Genomic DNA, 20,022 nt, shown 5'->3' on the forward strand with positions numbered 1-20,022 from the left:
GATCGAATGTAAGCGGTGTCAACACGCCTGCTCAGACGAAGAACTCCCGAAGTGTCGCGGCCACCGCGGCGGCGTCGTGGGGGTGGTGGAACTGCCCCGGCAGGGTGATGGTGCGCGCATCCGGGAGCGTCGCCTGGAGTAGTCCGACGCTCTCGGTGCCGTAGGGGTCGGTGAGCCCGCCCGCGAGCAGGAGGGCGGGGATGTCGATGGCCGACCAGGGGGTGATGTCGGCGTTCATGGCGGTCAGGCATTCGAGGTCGGCCACCAGGCCCGAGGCTCGGAAGGCCAAGGTGTCGGCGAGGGGCTGCAAGGCCGCGCGGGGCGGGGTGGGTTCGACAATGGCGGTGAAGAATTCGATGATCGCGTCCGCAGGGTGCGAGGCGGCCATATGGTCGCGGATCGTGTCGAGGGTCGATGCCAGCGGGGGACCGGCGAGGGACACCGGGGGCTCGTAGAGCGCGAGGCGACGGACCATCGACTGGTCCCGGTGGAGTGCGTGCAAGGCGACCAGGCCGCCCGCGGAATGCCCGAAGACGAAGGCGGGGTCGTCCAGGGTCGCGAGCACCGCTGCCAGGTCGGCGGCCTGGGCGGTGAATTCGGCGGGGCGCGGGCCGTTCCCGCTCTCGCCGTATTCTCGTCGTTCGACCACGAGGACCCGGTAGGCCGGGGCCAGCAATTCTGCCAGCTGGAAATAGAAGTCGAGGGTGACCAGTGCGCCGGGGACGATAACCAGGGCCGGGCCGTCGCCTCGGGAGTGGAAGACGATGCGGGTGCCGTCCGCCGATTCCACGGCTTCTCTGTGTTGCGACATATATCGATGGTGACAGATATCCGCCATCGCATCGGCTGGTGGACAGGAGAATTCGCCGCCCGTGGTGGTGTATCGGGTGGGTGGCTAATTGTGGGCACGAGCCCGCGGGAGGTCGGCCGGCGGCGCGCCGAAGGTGGGGGGAGGGCGCGGAATATGGGGTGTGACGGTGGATTTGCTGATTGTGATTTGATATTGGAGTTTCGTCCTTATTTCGCCATGCGCTCCGCTTAAGATCTCTAGGGCATCAGGCAATTGCTCGATGTAGAGCAGTTTTTCGCTCAGGAGGTGCGGAATGCTGGAAGCCAATTGGTGGATCCGGTCGCGACCACTGTTGATTGCGGGTGCTTTGCCGTTCGCCGTGCTGCTCGGCACCGGAGTCGCCTCGGCAGCGCCGGAGAATGACGCGCCGCCGCCCGCCGCGCTACCGGCGCCACCGGATTGGCTAATGAACGGTCAACTACCTGCGATCGATCTGCCCGCGATCGACGCGGCGGAGCCGCTGCCGGGCGTGGATCCGGAGTTCGTGGGTTCGCTGTGCGCGTCCGTTCCGGTCGATGCGCAGCGGTGCGGTGTCACCGTGGTCGACGCGGGCGTCGGCGCCGCCATCGGGGCGGGGATCGGGGCGGGCGTGTCCGCGCCGCTGGCGATCGTCACCGGACTGGTCGGCGCCGGTCTCGGATTCGTCGCCGGAATCCCGTTCCTGCCTACCGGTTTGGTGGTCGGACCGCTCGTCGGGGCGGCTGTCGGCGTGGCCGTCGTGGCCGGACCCGCGGCCGTGCTGGGCGCGGCGTTGGGGGCGTCGGTCGGGGCGATCGTGGGCCTCACGTCGCCGCTGCCGGTGGACGCGCCGGTCGACGACGGGGCCGGCGTGTCCACCGCACTGGAGTAACGAGCGTCCTCAGCGCTCCAAGTGGGTGTTGAGGATGTGGGCGATCTGGGCGACCGCGCCCGGGTCGGTCATCGCGAGGTGGGCCGCATCGATGTCGAAGGCCGAGATCCGGCCGCTGACAACGTCGGCCCATCCGGCGTGTCCGGTGGCGTCGGCCCGCCGGTCGCGGGTGGCGGTGAAGTACAGCATGTCGGCGTCGAGGACCGTGGGCTGCCAGGTGCTGGCGGCCCGGATCGCCAGGTTGTAGGCGTCGGTCAGTCGCTCGATCTGCTCGGCGTCGATGCCCATCGCGGTGCCGAGGTGCTGTTCGATCAGGTCGGCGGCCTCCTGGGCGGTCGCGTCGGGGCTGACGTAGTCGACGCCCATGACCGGACCCAGGTTGCTGATCAGCTCGCCCGCGGTGACGGTGCGCAGCGTGGATTCGTCGATCCCGCTCGCCTCGGCGTCCAGTAGCGCCAGCAGCGCGACTTCCTCACCGGCGGCACGCATTTCGACGGCGATCTGGTGGGCGATCGCGCCGCCCAGCGACCAGCCGAGCAGGTGGTACGGGCCGTGGGGTTGCACGGCGCGGATCTCCGCGAAGTAGCGTCGCGCCATCTCCACGATCGTGGTCGGTCCCGGGTCCTCGCCGGTGATCTGCGGGGTCTGGATGCCGTAGATCGGCCGATCGCCGGCGAGGTACCGGTCGAAGGTGTGGTAGCACCACGACAGGCCCAGGGCGGGGTGGATGCAGAACAGCGGAGGCTGGTCGCCGCCGGTCCGGATGGGCAGCAGCACGTCGAAGCCGAGCGCGGTGCCGTCGATCGTGCTGCCGGAGCGCATGCCGGATTCGATCCGCTTGGCCAGGTCGGCCGGGCAGGGATCGGACAGCATCCACCGGATCGGCACCTCGTAGTCGATCTCCTTGCGCAGGTGGGTGACCACCTGCACCGACTTCAGCGAGTTGCCGCCGAGGGCGTAGAAGTCGTCGTCCGCGCCGACCCGGTCCACGCCGAGCACCGCGCCGAAGGCCCGGGCGACTTCTTCCTCCAGCCACGACGAGGGTTCGCGGAACTCGCCGACCGGGAGCACCGGCTCCGGGAGCAGCTTCCGGTCCAGCTTGCCGGACACGGTGAGCGGCATGCTGTCCAGGGCCATCACGGTGGTGGGCACCATGTAGTCGGTCAGCGCGCCCGCCGCGTGCGCCAGGACGGCGGCGGTGTCGATGGTCGCGCCCGCGGCGGGCACCACGTACCCGACGAGGTGTTCGGCCGCACCGGTGTTGTGCACCAGCGCGATCGCGCGGGCGACGCTCGGGTGCTCCGCGAGGACCGCCTCGATCTCGCCGAGTTCGATCCGCAGGCCGCGCAGTTTCACCTGGAAGTCGCTGCGGCCCAGGTATTCCAGTTCACCGTCGTCGTTCCAGCGCACCAGGTCGCCGGTGCGGTAGAGGCGTCCGCCGTCGCCGAACGGGTCGGGCACGAACCGTTCCGCGGTGAGGCCGGGCCGCGACTGGTAGCCGCGCGAGAGTTGGACGCCGGCGAGGTACAGCTCGCCCGCGACACCGGCAGGCACCGGGTGCAACCGGCTGTCGAGGACGTAGGCGCGGGTGTTCCAGGCGGGTGCGCCGATCGGCATGTTCCCGCTGTCGGTGTCCTTGACCGGGTGCGAGGTCGCGCACACGGTGAACTCGGTCGGCCCGTACAGGTTGTGCAGTTCCACCCCGGGCATGGTGCGCCGGGCCTCGGCGACCACGTCGGGACCGAACGCCTCACCGCCGACCAGCAGCGTCCGCACCGATTCCAGGGATCCGGCCGGGACCGCGTCGGCGAACACCGCCAGCATCGACGGCACCAGCGCGGTGATGGTGACCCGCTGGGCGGCGATGGTTTCGGCGAGGTACAGCGGATCGGAGTGCCCGTCGGCGCGCGCGATCACCATGCGCGCCCCCATGGCGAGGGTCGCGAACAGCTCCCACACCGACATGTCGAAGGTGGCGGGCGACTTGTGCAGCACCACGTCGTCGGGCGACCACGCGTAGGTGCCGCCGAGCCACCGCACCTGGTTCACCACCGAACCATGGGTGACCGCCACGCCTTTCGGCCGACCGGTCGACCCGGAGGTGAACAGGAGGTAGGCGAGGTTGTGCGGTCGCAGCGGCACGATCCGGTCGGCGTCGGTCACCGGACCGTCGTCGAATCCGGACAGGTCCAGGCCGTCGAGGGACGACAGCTCCAGCGCGGGCGTGGCGATCGACAGCATGTACTCGATGCGATCGTCGGGCAGGTCCGGATCGATGGGCACGTAGCCCGCGCCCGCGGTGTGCACGGCGTACATGGCGATCACCTGGTCCAGGGACCGCCGCATCCGCAGCGCCACCAGGGATTCCGGGCCCACGCCGCGGCCGATCAGCCACCGCGCCAGCCGGTTGACCCGGGTGGAGAATTCCGCGTAGGTCAGGGACTCGTCGGCGGTCACGATCGCGGTCCGGTCCGCGTGGGCCCGCACCGAGTCGGTGAACAGCGAGGCGAGCGTCTCGTCGCCGGGGAGCTCGCGCTCGGTCGAATTCCAGTGCCGCAGAACGGTGTCCCGCTCCTCGGCTCCGAGCAGGTCCACGTCGTACACGGGCTGGGTCGCGTCGGTCGCCAGGGCGCCGAGCAGCCGCAGCAGCCGATCGGCGATGGTGCTCGCGGTCGACGCGTCGAACAAGTCGCTCGCGTAGGTCACCGCGCCGGTGATTCCGGCCGGTTCGCCGATGTCGTCGTAGGAATCCTGCACGGACACCAGCAGATCGAACAGCGCGGTGTCGGCGTCGGGCGTGACGCCCGAGACCGAGAGACCCGGCAATTCGAATTCGTTCTTGTCGAGGTTCTGGAACGCCAGCATCACCTGGAACAGCGGGTGATGGGCGTGCGACCGCATCGGATTCAGCTCCTGCACCAGCCGCTCGAACGGCACGTCGGCGTGCCCGAAGGCGGCCAGGTCGGTGCCGCGCACATGCTCGAGCAGCTGGGTGAGGGTCATCTCCGGCGCCAGCCGGGTCCGCAACACCAGGGTGTTGACGAACATGCCGACCAGGTCGTCGAGTTCGGGCTCGCCGCGTCCCGCGTACGGGGTGCCGATCGCGATGTCGTCCATATCGGCGAGCCGGGCCAGCGTGGCCGCGAGCGCGGCGTGGACCACCATGAACAGCGTCGTATTGTGCTCCCGCGCGACCTGCTGCAGTCCGGTGTGCAGGTCGGCGTCGATGCTGATCGGTACGGTCGCGCCGGCGTAGGTCTGCACGGGCGGCCGCGGCCGGTCGGTCGGGAGCTCCAGCAGCGGCGGGAGTTCCGCCAATTCGAGCGTCCAGTAGTCGATCTGAGCTCGGATCAGCGAGTCGGGATCGTCCTCGGTGCCCAGCACCGCGCGCTCCCAGATCGCGTAGTCCGCGTACTGCACCGGAAGTTCGGGCAGCTCCGGGGACTCCCCGGTCAGGTGGGCGGCGTAGGCGGTCATGGTGTCCCGGGCGAGCGGGACCAGCGAGGAGCCGTCGCAGGAGATGTGGTGCGCGACCACGGCCAGCACCCATTCGTGCTGCCCGAGTTCGAACAGCCGGACCCGCAGGGGCGCGTCGACGGTGACGTCGAAGGGCGTCGCGACGAGCGCCGACATCGCCTCGGCCAGCTCCGATTCCGTGGCCGGGATCGGTGTGATGTGCGTGACGGCCTGTGCCGTGGGCAGCACGACCTGCGACGGTTCGCCCTCGGCGTACGGGTAGACGGTCCGCAGCACCTCGTGCCGGTCGACGACCTCGGTGAGGGCCGCGCGCAGCGCGTCGAGGTTCAGTTCTCCGGTGAGCCGCAACACGATCGGGATGCTGTAGGCGGCCGAGTCGGGCTCGAGCCGGTTCAGGAACCACATGCGTTGCTGGGCGTAGGACAGCGGAATCCGCTGCGGCCGTTGCTGTGCGGTCAACGCGATTCGGCCGGTATTGGCCCGCGATTCGGCGCGGGCGGCCAGCCGGGCCACGGTCGGCGCCTCGAAGATGGTCGACACCGGGATGGTTTCGTCGAGCGCGGCGCCGATGCGGGCGGCGACGCGGGTGGCGACCAGGCTGTTGCCGCCCAGTTCGAAGAAGTCGTCGTCGGCGCCGATGGGGGTGTCGATGCCGAGGACGTCGGCGAAGATGCCCGCCACGATCTCCTCCGCGGGGGATGACGGGGCCCGGAATCGCTTGGCCTGCACCACGGGAGTGGGCAGCGCCGAACGGTCGAGCTTGCCGTTGGGTGAGAGCGGGATGGTGTCGAGGATCATCACCGCGGCGGGGACCAGGTAGGACGGCAGTGCCTCGGCCAAGGCCGCGCGCAGCTCCTCGCTGGACAGGCTCGCCCCGGCTTCGGGGACCGCGTACGTGACCAGCTGGGCGGGCCCGGTGTCGGTGCGCCACGGCGTGGTGATTGCGTAGGCGACATCCGGCCGCGCGTCGAGGACCGCGTCGATCTCGCCCATCTCGACCCGGTAGCCGCGGATCTTGACCTGGAAGTCGTTGCGTCCCAGGAACTCCAGATCGCCCTCGGTGTTCCATCGCACCACGTCGCCGGTGCGGTACATGCGGCTGCCGGGCTCCCCGAACGGGTGCGCCACGAACCGGGACCCGCTGGCGGCGGGCTTGTCCAGATAGGCGCGCGCCAGCGACGGGCCCGCCAGATACAGCTCGCCGGCCACCCCGACGGGCACCGGCCGCAGCCGGGCGTCGAGGACCAGCGCCCGCACGGCCTGCAACGGAACACCGATCGTCGGCCGGTCGCCGGGCCACAGCGGACCGGTCGCGGTGGTCACGATCGTGGTCTCGGTCGGGCCGTACAGTTCCCGGAACACCCGGACGCCCGCGAGATCGGTTCCGGCCCACCGGTTCACCAGCTCCGCGGACACCTCGTCACCACCGGACATGACCACGCGCAGGTCGTCGAGCCCGGCCGGATCCACCGACGCCAGCGCGGCGGGGGTCATGAAGGCGTGGGTGACGCGCTCCTCGCGCAGGAACTCCGTCATCTCGGCGCCACCGTAGATGCCGGTCGGCACGATGATCAGCGCACCGGCGCCGCTGACCGCCATCAGGGTCTCCAGCAGGGCGGCGTCGAATGACGGCGACGCGAACCGCAGCACCCGGGAGGTCGGCCCGAGATCGAAGTCGGCGCGGAACGAGGCGAGGAAGTCGGCGACACCGCTGTGGGTGACGGCCACGCCCTTCGGCTTTCCGGTCGATCCGGAGGTGAAGACCACGTAGGCCACGTTCTCGGCGCGCATCGGGTGGAGCCGGTCGGCATCGCCGACCGGCCCGCTCGCCAACCCGTCGAGGCGCTCGGCAACAGCGGCGTCGTCGAGCACGATCCAGTCCACCGACTCGGGCAGCCGGCCGGAGACGGCGGACACCGTGACACCCAGTGTCCCAGCCGAATCCGACACCATCTGCGCGATCCGGCTCTCCGGGTATCCGGCGTCCACCGGGACGAAAGCCGCGCCCGACTTCACCACGGCCCACCACGCGACCACGGTCTCCAGCGAGCGTGAGGCCGCCACCAGCACGGGGGTCTCCGGTCCGGCGCCACGGTCGATCAGCAACCGCGCCAACCGGTTCGAGCGTTCGTCGAGTTGCGCGTATGTCAACGCGGTGTCCCCGGCGACGACGGCGATGCCGTGCGGGTTGTTCCGGACGGCGGTGTCGAACACCTCCGGCAGCAGTCCGGACGGCTCCGGCCTGGTGCCGGTGCGTGCCCCGACCCGGGAGGTGAGCGCGGCGTGCTCGTCGGCGTCGAGCCATTCGATATCGCCGACCACCACGGCCGGGTCGGCGGCGACGGCTTCGAGGACCCGCACCAGCCGGCGCACGATCGCCGCGGCGGTCGACTCGTCGAACAGGTCCCGGGCGAAGGTCAGCATGCCCGAGATGCCCTGTGCGACACCGGCCTCGGGGGCCGCCTCGGAGAGCACGAGTTGCAGGTCGAACTGGGTCGCCCCGGTGTCGACCTCGGCGCGGGCGATGCGGACGCCGGGCAGCGCCACCTCGACCGCCGCCAGATTCTCGAACGCCAGGGCCACCTGGAACAGCGGATGCCGGGCCGCGGATCGCTCCGGGTTCAGCTCCTCCACCACCCGCTCGAACGGCACGTCGGCGTGCTCGAAGGCCAGCAGGTCGGTGTCGCGGGCGCGCATCAGGAGTTCGGCGAACCGCTCGGTGGTGTCGACCCGGGTGCGCAGGGCCAGCGTGTTCACGAACATGCCGACCAGTTGCTCCAGACCGGGTTCGCCGCGCCCGGCGACGGGGGTGCCGATCACGACGTCGTCGGCGCCGCCGAGCCGTCCCAGAACCGTTGCCAGCGCCGCGTGCATCACCATGAACAGCGATGCTCCACGCGACCGGGCGAGGGTGACCAGCTGCCGGTGCAGGTCCGCGTCGATCCGCACCGGCACCCGGCCGCCCGCCAGGGATGCGACGGCGGGGCGCGGGCGGTCGGCGGGGAGATCCAACCGGTCCGGCGCGCCGTCGAGGGTGGTCCGCCAGTACTCCAGCTGGGCGGACATCAGCGAGGCCGGATCGTCGGCGGCGCCGAGCATCTCCCGCTGCCACCACGCGAAATCGGCGTACTGCACGGTGAGCGGCTTCCACTCGGGCGCGTGCCCGGCGGTGCGCGCGGCGTAGGCCGTCATCACGTCGTGGGCCAGCGGTCCCATCGACTGGCCGTCACCGGCGATGTGATGGACCACCAGCACCAGCAGGAATTCGCCGGTGCCGTCGTCGTGTTCGGCGAGTTCGAACAGGCCCACCCGCATCGGAACGTTCGCGGTGACGTCGAATCCTCGGCGTACGAACTCGCCGACCACCTCGGCGACGACCTCTTCGGGTACGCGCTTCGGCTCGACCGCGGTCGCGGGCTCGTCGAGCACGACCTGCCGGGGCTCACCGGAGAATTCGGGATAGACCGTGCGCAACACCTCGTGGCGGGTGACCACATCGGCGAGCGCGGCCGAGAGGGCCTCGGTGTCCAGCGATCCCGACAACCGCAGCATGACCGGGATGTTGTAGGCCGGGGATTCGGGCTCGAAGCGGTTGAGGAACCACATCCGCTGCTGGGCCAGCGACAGCGGCACCGGGTCGGGATGGGTCCCGGGCAGCAGCGGCAGCCGGTCCGAGTCACTGAATGTCCAGGTGCGGGCTGCCAATTCGGCGACCGACGGCGCTTCGAAGATGGAGCGCACCGGCACCTGCACCTGCAGGGCCGCGCCCAGCCGTCCCGCGACCAGCGAGGCGCTGAGCGAATCGCCGCCCAGTTCGAAGAAGTCGTCGTCCGCGCCGACACCGGCCACATCGAGGACCCGCTCGTAGATCCGCGCGACCAGTTCTTCGGCACCCGGTGTCGGGGCCCGGAATACGCGGGTGACCGCGACCGGCTCGGGTAGTCGTTCGCGATCGAGTTTGCCATTGGCGGTCAGCGGTACCTCGTCGAGCACGATCACCGCGGACGGCACCATGATCCGGGGCAGCGACTCGGCCAGCGCCGCACGCAATTCCGTACCCGAGAGCTGGACCCCGGCCGCGGGCACGACATAGGACACCAGCCGGACCGGCCGACCGGGATCGTGGCGCGGCACGGTGACCGCGTACGCGACCTCGGGCCGCGCGCCCAGCGCCGCGTCGATCTCGCCGAGTTCGATGCGGGTGCCGTGCACCTTCACCTGGAAGTCGTTGCGGCCCAGGAACTCGAACTCGCCGCCGGTGGTGCGGCGCACCACGTCACCGGTGCGGTACATGGGGCGGCCGGGATCGCCGAACGGGCAGGCCACGAAGCGGGCCGCGGTCAAGGCCGTCCTGGCGACGTAGCCGTCGGCCAGGCCCGCGCCGAACAGATACAGCTCACCCGCGACACCGTGTGGCACCGGCCGCAACCAGGTGTCGAGCACCACGGCCGCGACGGGACCGACCGGTCGGCCGATCGTGATGGCGGCGCCCGGCGTCAGCGCGTCGGTGGCCGTCGCCCAGATGGTGGTCTCGCTGGGCCCGTACAGATTGACCATGGTGCGCCCGGGGGCCCACCGCTCGACCAGTTCGGGTCCGAGGGGCTCACCGGCGGTCGCCAGCAGCCGCAGCCCGTCCAGGCCGGCGGTCGGGACCGTCGCCAGCGCCGAGGGGGTCACCACGGCGTGCGAAACCCGTTCGCGGGCGATCAGTTCCGCCAGGTCGGGCCCGGCGTAGATCTCGCCGGGGGAGACGACCAGCCGGCCGCCCGACCCGTGCGCCATGAGCAGCTCGAACACCGAGGCGTCGAAGCTGGGCGAGGCGACCTGCAGCACCACCGACATCGGGTCCACCCCGAACCGCCGCCGCTGCGCCACGACGATATCGGCCAGGCCGCGATGGCTCACCAGCACGCCCTTGGGCGTTCCGGTCGAGCCGGAGGTGTAGCTGACGTACGCGATCTGCTCGCGCCGGATCGGCGCTCCGCGTTCGGCATCGGTGATCGGCGCGCCGGACACCGAGTCCAGCGCGTGCAGCGCCTGGGCTCCGTCCAGCAGCAGCCAGTCGACGCCGTCCGGCGGGCGCTTGCGGACGGACCCGTCGGTCAGCCCGAGCACGGTGCCCGAGTCCGACAGCAGGAACTCGATCCGCTCGGCGGGCAGCGTCGGATCGATCGGCAGGATCGCCGCACCCGTCTTCGCCACCGCCCACAGGGTGACCGTGGCCGCCAGCGAGCGGGGCAGCACCGAGGCGACCACCTGGCCGCGTCGGGCCCCGCGCCGCAACAGGATTCGAGCCAGCCGGGTGGATCGGTCGTCGAGCTGGCGGTAGGTCAGGGAATCCGCGCCGCAGCGGACGGCGACCGTATCCGGATCGGCGATCACCGAGGCCGCGAGGATGCGATCCAAGGTCTCCGGGATCGCCACCTCGGCAGCCGATTCCGGCCACGCGGGCAGCGGTTCCCGGTCCAGGGGCAGTTCGCCGAGCCGGGTGTGGGCGTGCGAGCCGATCCGGCCCAGCAGGTCGATGAAGCGGTCGAGAATGCGACGCGCGGAGTCGTGGTCGAAGACCCGTTCGTGGAATCGCAGGATGATCTTCAGACCGTTCGCCTCACCGCGCTCGGACTGCATCGGTTCCACGACCATGCTCAACGGGTACGGGGCGGCGTCCACGCCGTCGAGATCGGTCACCCGCAGGCCCGCGGAATCGACGAGGTGTTGCAGGGCCGAGCGGTCGACGGGGAACGACTGGTAGGTGATGGCGGTGTCGAACAGCTCCGACAGGCCTGCGCTGCGGTGGATCTCGGGCAGGCCGATGTGGTGGTGCTCGAGCATGCGGGCCTGCCGCGACTGCATCTCGCTCAGCAATTCGTGCACCGTCATGGCGGGATCGAGCGGGACGCGCACCGGAATCGTGTTCAGGAACATGCCGAGCGTCTGGTCGACCATCGGCAATTCCGGGGGCCGGCCCGCGACCGAGGCGCCGAAGATCACGTCGGTCTCACCGGTGAGCACGCGCAGGCTCAGGGCCCACGCCGCGTTGACGGCGGTATTGAGGGTGACGGCCGCGTCTGCGGCCACCCGGCGCAACGCGCCGAAGCGGTCCTCGGTCAGCTCGGCGCCGACCTCGCCGGAGGACGTCGGGCCCGCGTCGGCGTCGCGGGACGCCCGGGTGGGGGCGTCGACATCCGAGAACTCCCGCGCCCAGGCCGCTTTGGACTCGGAGGTGTTCTGCCGCCCCAGCCAGGCCAGGTAGTCGCGGTAGGTGGGGGCCGGTCCGGCGGCGTCGATGTGGTCGGGCGAGCCGTAGTAGTCGAGCAGCTCGGCCATGAGCAGCGGCATCGACCAGCCGTCCAGGATCACATGGTGATTGGTGACGAGCAGCCGGTAGGACTCCGCGCCGAGCCGGATCAGGGTCAGGCGCAGCAGCGGCGGGGCCGCCAGGTCGAAGCTCTCGGCCGCGTCCGCCGCGGCGATCGCCGCCGGGTCGGCCGGGCCGTCCTCGTCGCCGCCGGTAGCGAGATCGACCACCCGGAACGGGATCTCGGCATGATCGACCACGACCTGGCACGGGCCGGCCGCGGTGTCCGCGAACGCGGCCCGCAGGATGTCGTGCCGGTCCACCAGGGCCTGCGCGGCCCGCCGCAGCCGGTCGGCGTCGACGGCGCCGGAGAAGCCGATCATGGTCTGGACGGTGTAGCCGTCGTCCGCGTCCGGATCGAACATCGTGTGGAAGTGCATGCCGGACTGCATGGGCGACAGCGGCCAGACATCGGAGAGCCGGGGGTACTGCCGCTCGAGCTGATCGATGTCCTGGCGGGTGAGCTTCACGAGTTGGGTGCCCACGGCGCGATACGCGTGATGCGCGGTGGCCGGCTGCGGGGGCTCCTCGACGGTCTTCGGGGTCGACTCGGCGTCGGCCATCGCGGCCAGGGCGGCAACCGTCTTGCCCTCGAAGACATCTCGCGGAGTGAGCGTGAGCCCGGCGTTCCTGGCCAGCGCCACCAGCCGCATGGACACGATGCTGTCGCCGCCGAGGGCGAAGAAGTTGCTGTCGGCGGACACCGACTCCAGGTGCAGCACCTCGGCGAAGAGCCGTGCCATCACCTGCTCGGCGGGGGTCGACGGCGCTCTGCCGCCGGTCGCGCCCACCTCGAAGGCGCGCTGCTGCAAGGCTCTTCGGTCGACCTTGCCCGTGGGCGTGCGCGGCATCTCCTCGAGCCGCACGATCGCGGCGGGATTCATGTAGCGCGGCATGCTGCCCGCCAGATCGCCTTCGATGGCGGTCACGTCGACCGATTCGCCGGGCGCGGCCACCACATAGGACACCAGCAGCGGTTCGCCGGTGGGCCCGTCGACGGTCACGGTGGCGACGCTGGACACGGCGGGGTGGCGCGCGATGTGGGCGTCGATCTCGCCGGGCTCGATGCGCAGGCCGTGAATCTTGACCTGCTGATCGATGCGGCCCAGGTACTCGAGCGCGAGCCGGCCGTTCGCGCGCACCCACCGCACGGAATCGCCGGTGCGGTAGAGCCGTTCACCGCGGGTCGACCGCGGGTCGGCGACGAACCGGGCCGCCGACACCTCCGGGCGGTCGCGATAGCCGCGGGCCAGGCCGGGGCCGCCGACGTACAGCTCGCCCGCGACGCCGACCGGCACCGGTCGCAGCCACGGGTCCAGCACCAGCGCGGACGCGCCGAGGATGGGGCCGCCGATCGTGACGGGGTCACCGGCGGCGAGATCGTCGGATCCCGTTGCCCAGACCGTGCATTCGGTCGGACCGTAGTGGTTCATGAGCCTTCGGCCGGGGGCCCACCGGTTCACGGTGTCGGGCCCGACCGCCTCACCGACCACCGCGAGGGTGGTCAGCGACGGCAGGTGGGACGGATCCATGGTGTTCAGCACCGACGGGGTGATGATCGCGTGCGAAACCCGCTGCGACCGAAGCAGTTCCTCCAGGTCGATGCCCGCGTACACCTCCGGCGGGGCGACCACGAGGCACGCGCCGCTGCTGTGCGCCAGCAGCATCTCCGACACGCAGGCGTCGAATCCGGGCGAGGCGACCTGCAACACCCGCGAATCCGGGGTAGGTCGGAACGAGTCGGCCTGCGCCGCGACCAGATCGGCCAGACCCCGGTGACTGAGGTGGACCGCCTTCGGGGTGCCGGTCGAGCCGGACGTGTAGATCACGTACGCCGCGTGGTCGACCGTCAGGTCCACCTCGGACGGGTGGGGCAGGAGCTCATCGGCGTCGGTGGTCGAAAGGTCCGGCGTCAGCCAGTCCACGTCTGCTGGAATCTGCTGCGCGACAGCGCTTGTCGTGACGCCCAGCCGGGTGTTCGAGGCGGACAGCAACTCGCCGATCCGCGCGGCCGGGTTGCCGGGATCCAAGGGCAGGAAGGCGGCGCCGGTCTTGGCGACGGCCCAGATCGCGACGAAGAGCTCGGCGGAGCGGGGCAGGACCAGCGCCACCGTCGACTCGGGACGCGCGCCGTGGGCGATCAGCCGGCGGGCGAACGCGTCGGCGCGCTCGTCCAGCTCCCGATAGGTCCACGTGGTGTCGCCGTACCGGATGGCCGCGGCGTCGGGGTACCGGCGAGCGGTCGCGGACAGGATGTCGCGGAGCACCCGCTCAGGGGCGGGCTCGCCGCCGGTGACCGAGAACAGCTTGGCGCGCTCGGAATCCCAGCAGGGTGAGATCGAGGCGACCGTGGCGGCCGGATCGTCGACGAGCTGCATGAGCATCAGCTCGAAGCGACCCAGCAGCTGGTGGGCGTCAATGTCGTCGAAGCGGTCGGTGGCGAATTTCAGTGTCACCGAATAGGTTCCGGCATCCGCCTCGCTGTCGCCACCCGGGCGCGGCGGGGTCACCTGCAGGCTCAACGGGAACGGCGTCGCGTCGTGCGCGTCGATCTCGACCAGCCGCAAACCAGCGGCCGAGAGGTCGTGGGCCAGCAGCTCCCGATCGAACGGGTAGGACTCGAGCACCGTCGCGGTGTCGAACATGTCGGTGATCCCGGATACCCGCTGCAATTCCGCCAAGCCGATGTGCTGGTGATCCAGCATCGCGGCCTGCTCGGACTGCACCCGCACCAGCAGGTCGCCGACGGTCTCGCCGGGCTCGAGCCGGATCCGCACGGGCAGCGTGTTCACCATCAGCCCGACCATGCGCTCGACATCCGGAATTCGCGGCGGACGGTTCGAGACCGTATTGCCGAACACCACATCCGGCCGTCCGGCCAGCACGGACACCAGCAGCGCCCAGGCCACGTGCAGGGCGGTATTGGGGGTGACGCCGTGCGTGCGGCCGAGGTCGAGAATCGCGGCGGAGGTGGCGGCATCGAGGTTCAGACCCACCTCGCCGGCGTCCGAGGTGACCGTCCGCTCCGGACCGTTGGTGACCCGCGTCGGCCGGTCGATCCCGGCGAGCATGTCCCGCCACGCGGACGCCGTGGCGTCGGCGTCCTGCTCCTGGAGCCAGCGTAGGTATTCGCGGAACGACCGCGCGGGCGCGAGGTCCGCGGTGTCGCCGTCGGAGCTGTACAGCGTCAGCAACTCGTGGATGAGCAACGGCATCGACCAGCCGTCCAGCACCAGATGGTGATTTGTCACCAGCAACCGGAACTGCTCGACACCGGTGCGCACGAGATGGAAACGCACCAGCGGCGGACGCGCCGGATCGAAGGGCGCGGCGGCGATGCGCGCGATGTCCCGCAGCACTTCGTCCTGCTCGTCGACCAGGCTGACATCCGACTCGGCCCACTCGACCGTGGTGTCGCGCAACACGATCTGACGTGGTCCGGCGTCGGTTTCGACGAACGCGGTCCGCAGGCTGTCGTGCCGATCCAGCAGCACCTGGGCGGCCCGCCGCATCCGCTCACCGTCCACCTGACCGTCGAAGGTCAGCGCGGCCTGGACGATGTAGCCGTCCTCGCCGCCGCGATCGTAGATGGTGTGGAACAGCAGCCCGGACTGCAGGGCGGTCAGCGGCCACACCTCGGTCATCGACGGGTATTCGCGCAGCCACCGGTCGATCTGGTCCTGGGCGACGGGGGCGAGCGGGAAGTCGGAGGGCGTGTAGCTGCGCGTGGTCATGGACCGGACGTGATCGGCCAGCGCCTCCAGCGCGCGAGTCCACAGGTCGGCGAGCTCCTCGACGTCCTCGGCCGCCAGCGCCTGCGACGCGAATTCCCAGGTCACAGCGAGCTCGAGCCCGTCGGCGCCCGCTTCGGCGATGGCGTTGACGTCCAGCAGGGCGGCCAGCGCCATGGCCGGATCGCTGGTGCCGGTGAGCGCGGTGAACTCGGTGGTCGGGGCCCACGGCCCGGACCGCTCACCCGAGCCGACGCGCCCGAGGTAGTTGAAGCTGATCTGCGGTTTGGGCAGGTGCGCCAGCTCGGCGCGGCCCATGGGATCGAGATGCCGCAGCATCGGGAAGCCGATGCCGTTGCCCGGCACCGCCCGCAGCTGCTCCTTGACCAGTTTGATCGCCCGGCCCGCGTTCGGGCCGCCGGCCAGGGCGTCGTCGAGATCGAGGTCGTCCCACTCGATGCGGATCGGGAAGCGGGTGGTGAACCAGCCGACGGTGGCGCCCAGATCCGCGCCGGGGACGGCCTGCTCCTCGCGGCCGTGGCCTTCCAAGAGGATGGACTCGCCTGTCGTGGTCACGCCGCGTCGGCGTCGCCACTCCGCCAGAGCCAGCACCAGGGCCGCGACCAGCGGATCGTTGGCGCCGCAATGGAATCGGTCCGGGATGGTGGTGAGGACCGCCTCGGTCACCGCCGCCGGAATTCGTTCGTGGATCCGGCCCGCGGTGGCGCCGGTGTCGACGTTCGGGTCCAGGCGACGCGAGCCGAGTAGTCGATCCTCGTGCGCGAGAACGTCTTTCCAGTGCGCGAGTTCGGTCCCGCGTCTACTCTGTGCCTGCTCGGCCAAACCGTGCACCCACCGCCGCATCGACGTGGAGGTCGGACCCCACTGCGGCTCGCCGCTCTGTGTCCAGGCCTGCGCGAGATCGGTGAGCACGGTGCGCCACGACACCGCGTCGACGGCGAGATGGTGGATCACCAGCCAGAGCAGGTCGGGTCCCGAAGCGGGGTCGTCCCGCAACCACACGGCTCGAACGAGTGCGCCGTTGCCGGGGTCCAATCGATCCGCGGCATCCTGGAGATGACGGTCGATCTCGTCGGAGTCGCGTCGGCCGAGGCGCACCTCGTGCAGCGAGGCGTCCGGGTCGACCGCGTCCCGTTCGAGGACCTCGACGTATCCGTCCGCTCCGGCGCCCCGCAGGACCGCGCGCAGCATGTCGTGGCGGTCCATGAGGGCGCCCAGTGCGCGCACCAGACCCGCTCGATCGACTCCGTCCGGGAGTTCCACGAGGGCGGCCTGTGCGAACCGGTTGTAGTGACCGCGATCGAGCATCGCGTGCATGATCGGCGACAACGGCATTCGCCCGACGCCGCCGCCCGGCAGCTCGGCCAGCCCGGGTTCGTCGCCGACCTCGGTGGCGGCGGCCGCCAGCCCCTCGACCGTCTTGTGCACGAACACGTCCTGGGTGGAGAAGCTCAGACCCTCGGCCTTGGCGCGCGCCACGAGGCGGATCGACAGGATGCTGTCGCCGCCCAGGACGAAGAAGCTGTCGTCGGCCCCGACCCGGGGCACACCGAGCACCTCGGCGAACAGCGCCGCGATCGTCTTCTCCCGCTCGGTCGCCGGGGCCCGCCCGGAGGCCGCGGTCCCGAACTCGGGCTTCGGCAACGCGCGGCGATCCACCTTGCCGAAGGCGTTCATCGGCAGGCTGTCCAGGGGTATCACGATCGCCGGAACCAGGTGTGGCGGCAGCGTTTCGTGGGCGAAGTGCAGGATCTCGGCCGGGTCGATACCGCGGCCGTCCACCGGCACGACATACGACGCCAGCACGGTGGTGCCGACATTGTTCTGGGCGGGCACGGTGACGCACAGATCGACGTCCTCGTGGGTGGAGAGCGCGGCGTCGACCTCGCCCGGCTCGATCCGGTAGCCGCGGATCTTGACCTGGAAGTCGCTGCGGCCCATCAGTTCGAGGGAGGTGTCGCCGTTCCGGCCGGTCCAGCGCGCGATATCGCCGGTGCGGTACATGCGCGCACCGGTGCCGCCGTACGGGTCGGCGACGAACCGGGCGGCGGTCTCGACGAATCGGTGGTTGTAGCCGCGGGCCAATCCCGGTCCGGCCAGATACAACTCGCCGACGGTGCCCCGTGGCACGGGCTGCAAGGCCCGGTCCAGGACCATGGCCTCCACGCCGCGGATCGGGCCGCCGATCGTATGAGTCTGGCCCGGCTTCAGCATCGCGCCCGCGGCGGTGACGGTGGATTCGGTGGGCCCGTACTCGTTGAACATGGCCGCCGACAGCGTCCAGCGCTCGACCAGATGCGGCGGGCAGACGTCGCCGCCCACCACGACCACGCGCACATCGGTCGGCAGCTCCGGATCCACCGTCGCCAGCATGGTGGGCGTCAGCGTCAGGTGGGTCACGTGCTCGTCGGCCAGCAGCTGGGTGAGCGAGTCGCCGCCGACCACCTCGGGCGGCACGACCACCAGCGTGGACCCGGTCGCGAAGCAGGTCAGGAACTGTTCGAGGGAGGCGTCGAAACTGGGGGAGAGGGCATACGACACACGGGAAGTCGTGTCGATGCCGAACGTGGCCGCGCGGTCGGCGACCAGATTCGCCAGCCCGGTGTGCGTGACCTGCACGCCCTTCGGTTTTCCGGTGGAACCCGAGGTGTAGGTCATGTAGGCGACATTGGACGGCCGCAGCGGATGGCTGCGGTCGAGGTCGGAGATCGGCCCGTCCGCGGCGTCGGACAGAGCCAGGGTCGAGGGGTCGTCGAGCACCACTTGACGGAGGTCCGCCGGGAGGGTGTCGCGCAGCGCGTTCACCGTGATCGCCACGGTCGCGCCGCTGTCGGTGACCATGTGTTCGATCCGCTTGGCCGGGTAGTCGGGGGCCATCTGCACGAAGGCCGCGCCGCTCTTGGCGACCGCCCAGGTCGCCACCACCGAATCGGTCGACCGGCGCAGCATGAGCGCCACCGCCGTGTCCGGGCCACACCCCAGCGCGATCAGCTGCCGGGCCAGCCGCGACGACTGGGAGTCCAGTTCGGCGTAGGTCATGCTCCGGCCGTTGGAGCTGATCGCGCAGCCGTCGGGGTTCCGGCGGGCGCTCTCGGCCAGCATGTCGGGCAGCAGGCGGGTGTCGACGGCGCTGGGCCCGCGCACGGGCAGCAGCTCGTCGCGTTCCTGGACGTCGAGCAGCGGCAGGCCGCCGACCCGGCCGTCGGATCCGACCGCCAGGAATTCGTGCAGGAACATCTGGAATCGCCGATGGTGACCGGCGAGTTCGTCGTGGCTGTAGGAATTCGGATTCCCCTGGAAGTCGATAAGCGTGCTCTCTTTGCCCGCGCCCGGGTAGATGTTGACGAAAAGGTCGGAGGTGGGGCCGGAGGTGAGCACGTGCAAACGGCCCGTGGTCTCGCCCAGGACGACTTCGTTCTCCACCATCATGAGATTCACGGCGGGGCCGAACGAGGCGGCCTCGTCTCGCGCGATTCCCATGTCGTGGAATATGTCCTCCTGGCGATACCGCTGCCGCCGGAGGGCGCTCGTCAATTCGCTTTTCACCGCCGCGATCAGTTCGCCGACGGTGCGATCCGCGACCTGGATGCGCAACGGGACCACATTGGCCACCATGCTGCCCGAACGCCGCAATACCGCGGAATGCCGGCCCGACACGGGCAGGCTCAGAAGAACTTCGTCGTTGCCGGTCATTCTCGCCAGATAGGCCGCGAACGCGGCGACGATGATCGGGGTGACGCTCTTGTCGTGGTCGAGCGCGACGGTGTCGAGCAGATGCGCGGTGTCGTCGGCGAGTTCGGTGCTGACGAGCGTCGGATGAATGGTGGGCCTGTTGACGTGGGCCGCCAGACTGGCGACCGCCGGCGCGCCCGCCAGATGCTCCATCCAGTGGGCGCGATCGTTCTCCATCCGCGTCGAATCGCGGTACGCGAGATCTTGTTCGGCGACCAGCCGCAGGTCCTGGGCCGCGCACGCCGGGGGCTCCGCGGACGTGATCCACGCGTTGTAGAGCTCGGTCATGCGGTGGAGCATGGTCACCGCGGCGAATCCGTCGAGCGCGATGTGGTGTGCCCGCTGGTACCACAGGTAATGGTCGTCGCCGACGTGGAAGACAATGGCGGTCACCAGGGAGTCACGCACGAGATCCAGAGGAGCGGAATAGTCCTCGGTCATCCTGCGATGCGCCGTCGCCACCGGATCGGCTTCCTGTCGCAAATCCTCGACCCACACCGAGGCGCCGTTCTCGGCGTCGACGTACTGGAATGGCTCGCCGTCGATCTCGACCAGACGAGTATGCCCCGACCCGAACTCCCGACCGGCCGTTCGGCAGGCTTCGGCCAGGAGTTCGGCGTCCAATTCGCCGACGATCTCGACGTATTGGGCGACGGATATGGGTGTGTTGACCGCGAGATGCTGGGCGAACCAGATTCCCCGCTGCGCGGATGTGAGCGGAAAGACCTCGTGTGATGAATGAAATGTGCCGCTTGGCAACGATTCTGGCTGGTCAGGATTGCTTCCGATGCCACTGTGCAATTGGCGCATTTCGACCTCCAGCAAACAACGTGATGTCAGGAACTCAAAACGCCCGAGGGCCGGTTGTGGATGCGCTCACACGCGCCCGGCCCGGGGACCATGGAATATGGCGGCAAGGTGTGACTCCGACACCCGCATTGCTGTGTACGTCGGGTCCGCCACCGAGATCATTACAGCGAGTACCAACCGGTTCGTATGCGCC

4 protein-coding genes are annotated in these 20,022 nt (G+C 70.2%); 1 reads left to right on the top strand and 3 read right to left on the bottom strand.

Features of this window, described 5'->3' with window-relative positions; all coding sequences use genetic code 11:
- Positions 1-31 precede the first annotated feature (31 nt).
- Together ACWEOI_RS30195 and ACWEOI_RS30200 are read right to left on the bottom strand one after the other, a co-directional pair.
- A complete protein-coding gene (locus ACWEOI_RS30195) occupies positions 32-811 on the bottom strand; it encodes an alpha/beta fold hydrolase (RefSeq protein ID WP_452361772.1) in 780 nt (259 codons plus the stop codon).
- A gap of 84 nt (positions 812-895) precedes the next feature.
- Positions 896-1,183, bottom strand: coding sequence for a hypothetical protein (locus ACWEOI_RS30200; protein ID WP_452361773.1), 288 nt, complete (start codon positions 1,181-1,183; stop codon positions 896-898).
- 73 nt (positions 1,184-1,256) lie between these two features.
- Here ACWEOI_RS30200 and ACWEOI_RS30205 point away from each other — a divergent pair, with 73 nt between their 5' ends.
- Positions 1,257-1,700 carry a hypothetical protein gene (locus ACWEOI_RS30205; protein ID WP_433673056.1) on the top strand — a complete coding sequence of 148 codons (444 nt, stop codon included), beginning with the start codon at positions 1,257-1,259 and terminating at the stop codon, positions 1,698-1,700.
- Positions 1,701-1,709: 9 nt separating this feature from the next.
- On the opposite strand, the gene ACWEOI_RS30210 is transcribed toward ACWEOI_RS30205, so the two are convergent.
- Positions 1,710-19,778, bottom strand: coding sequence for an amino acid adenylation domain-containing protein (locus ACWEOI_RS30210; RefSeq protein WP_452361774.1), 18,069 nt, complete (start codon positions 19,776-19,778; stop codon positions 1,710-1,712).
- Between the last annotated feature and the right edge of the window lie 244 nt (positions 19,779-20,022).

Source organism: Nocardia sp. NPDC004340, from assembly GCF_053602575.1.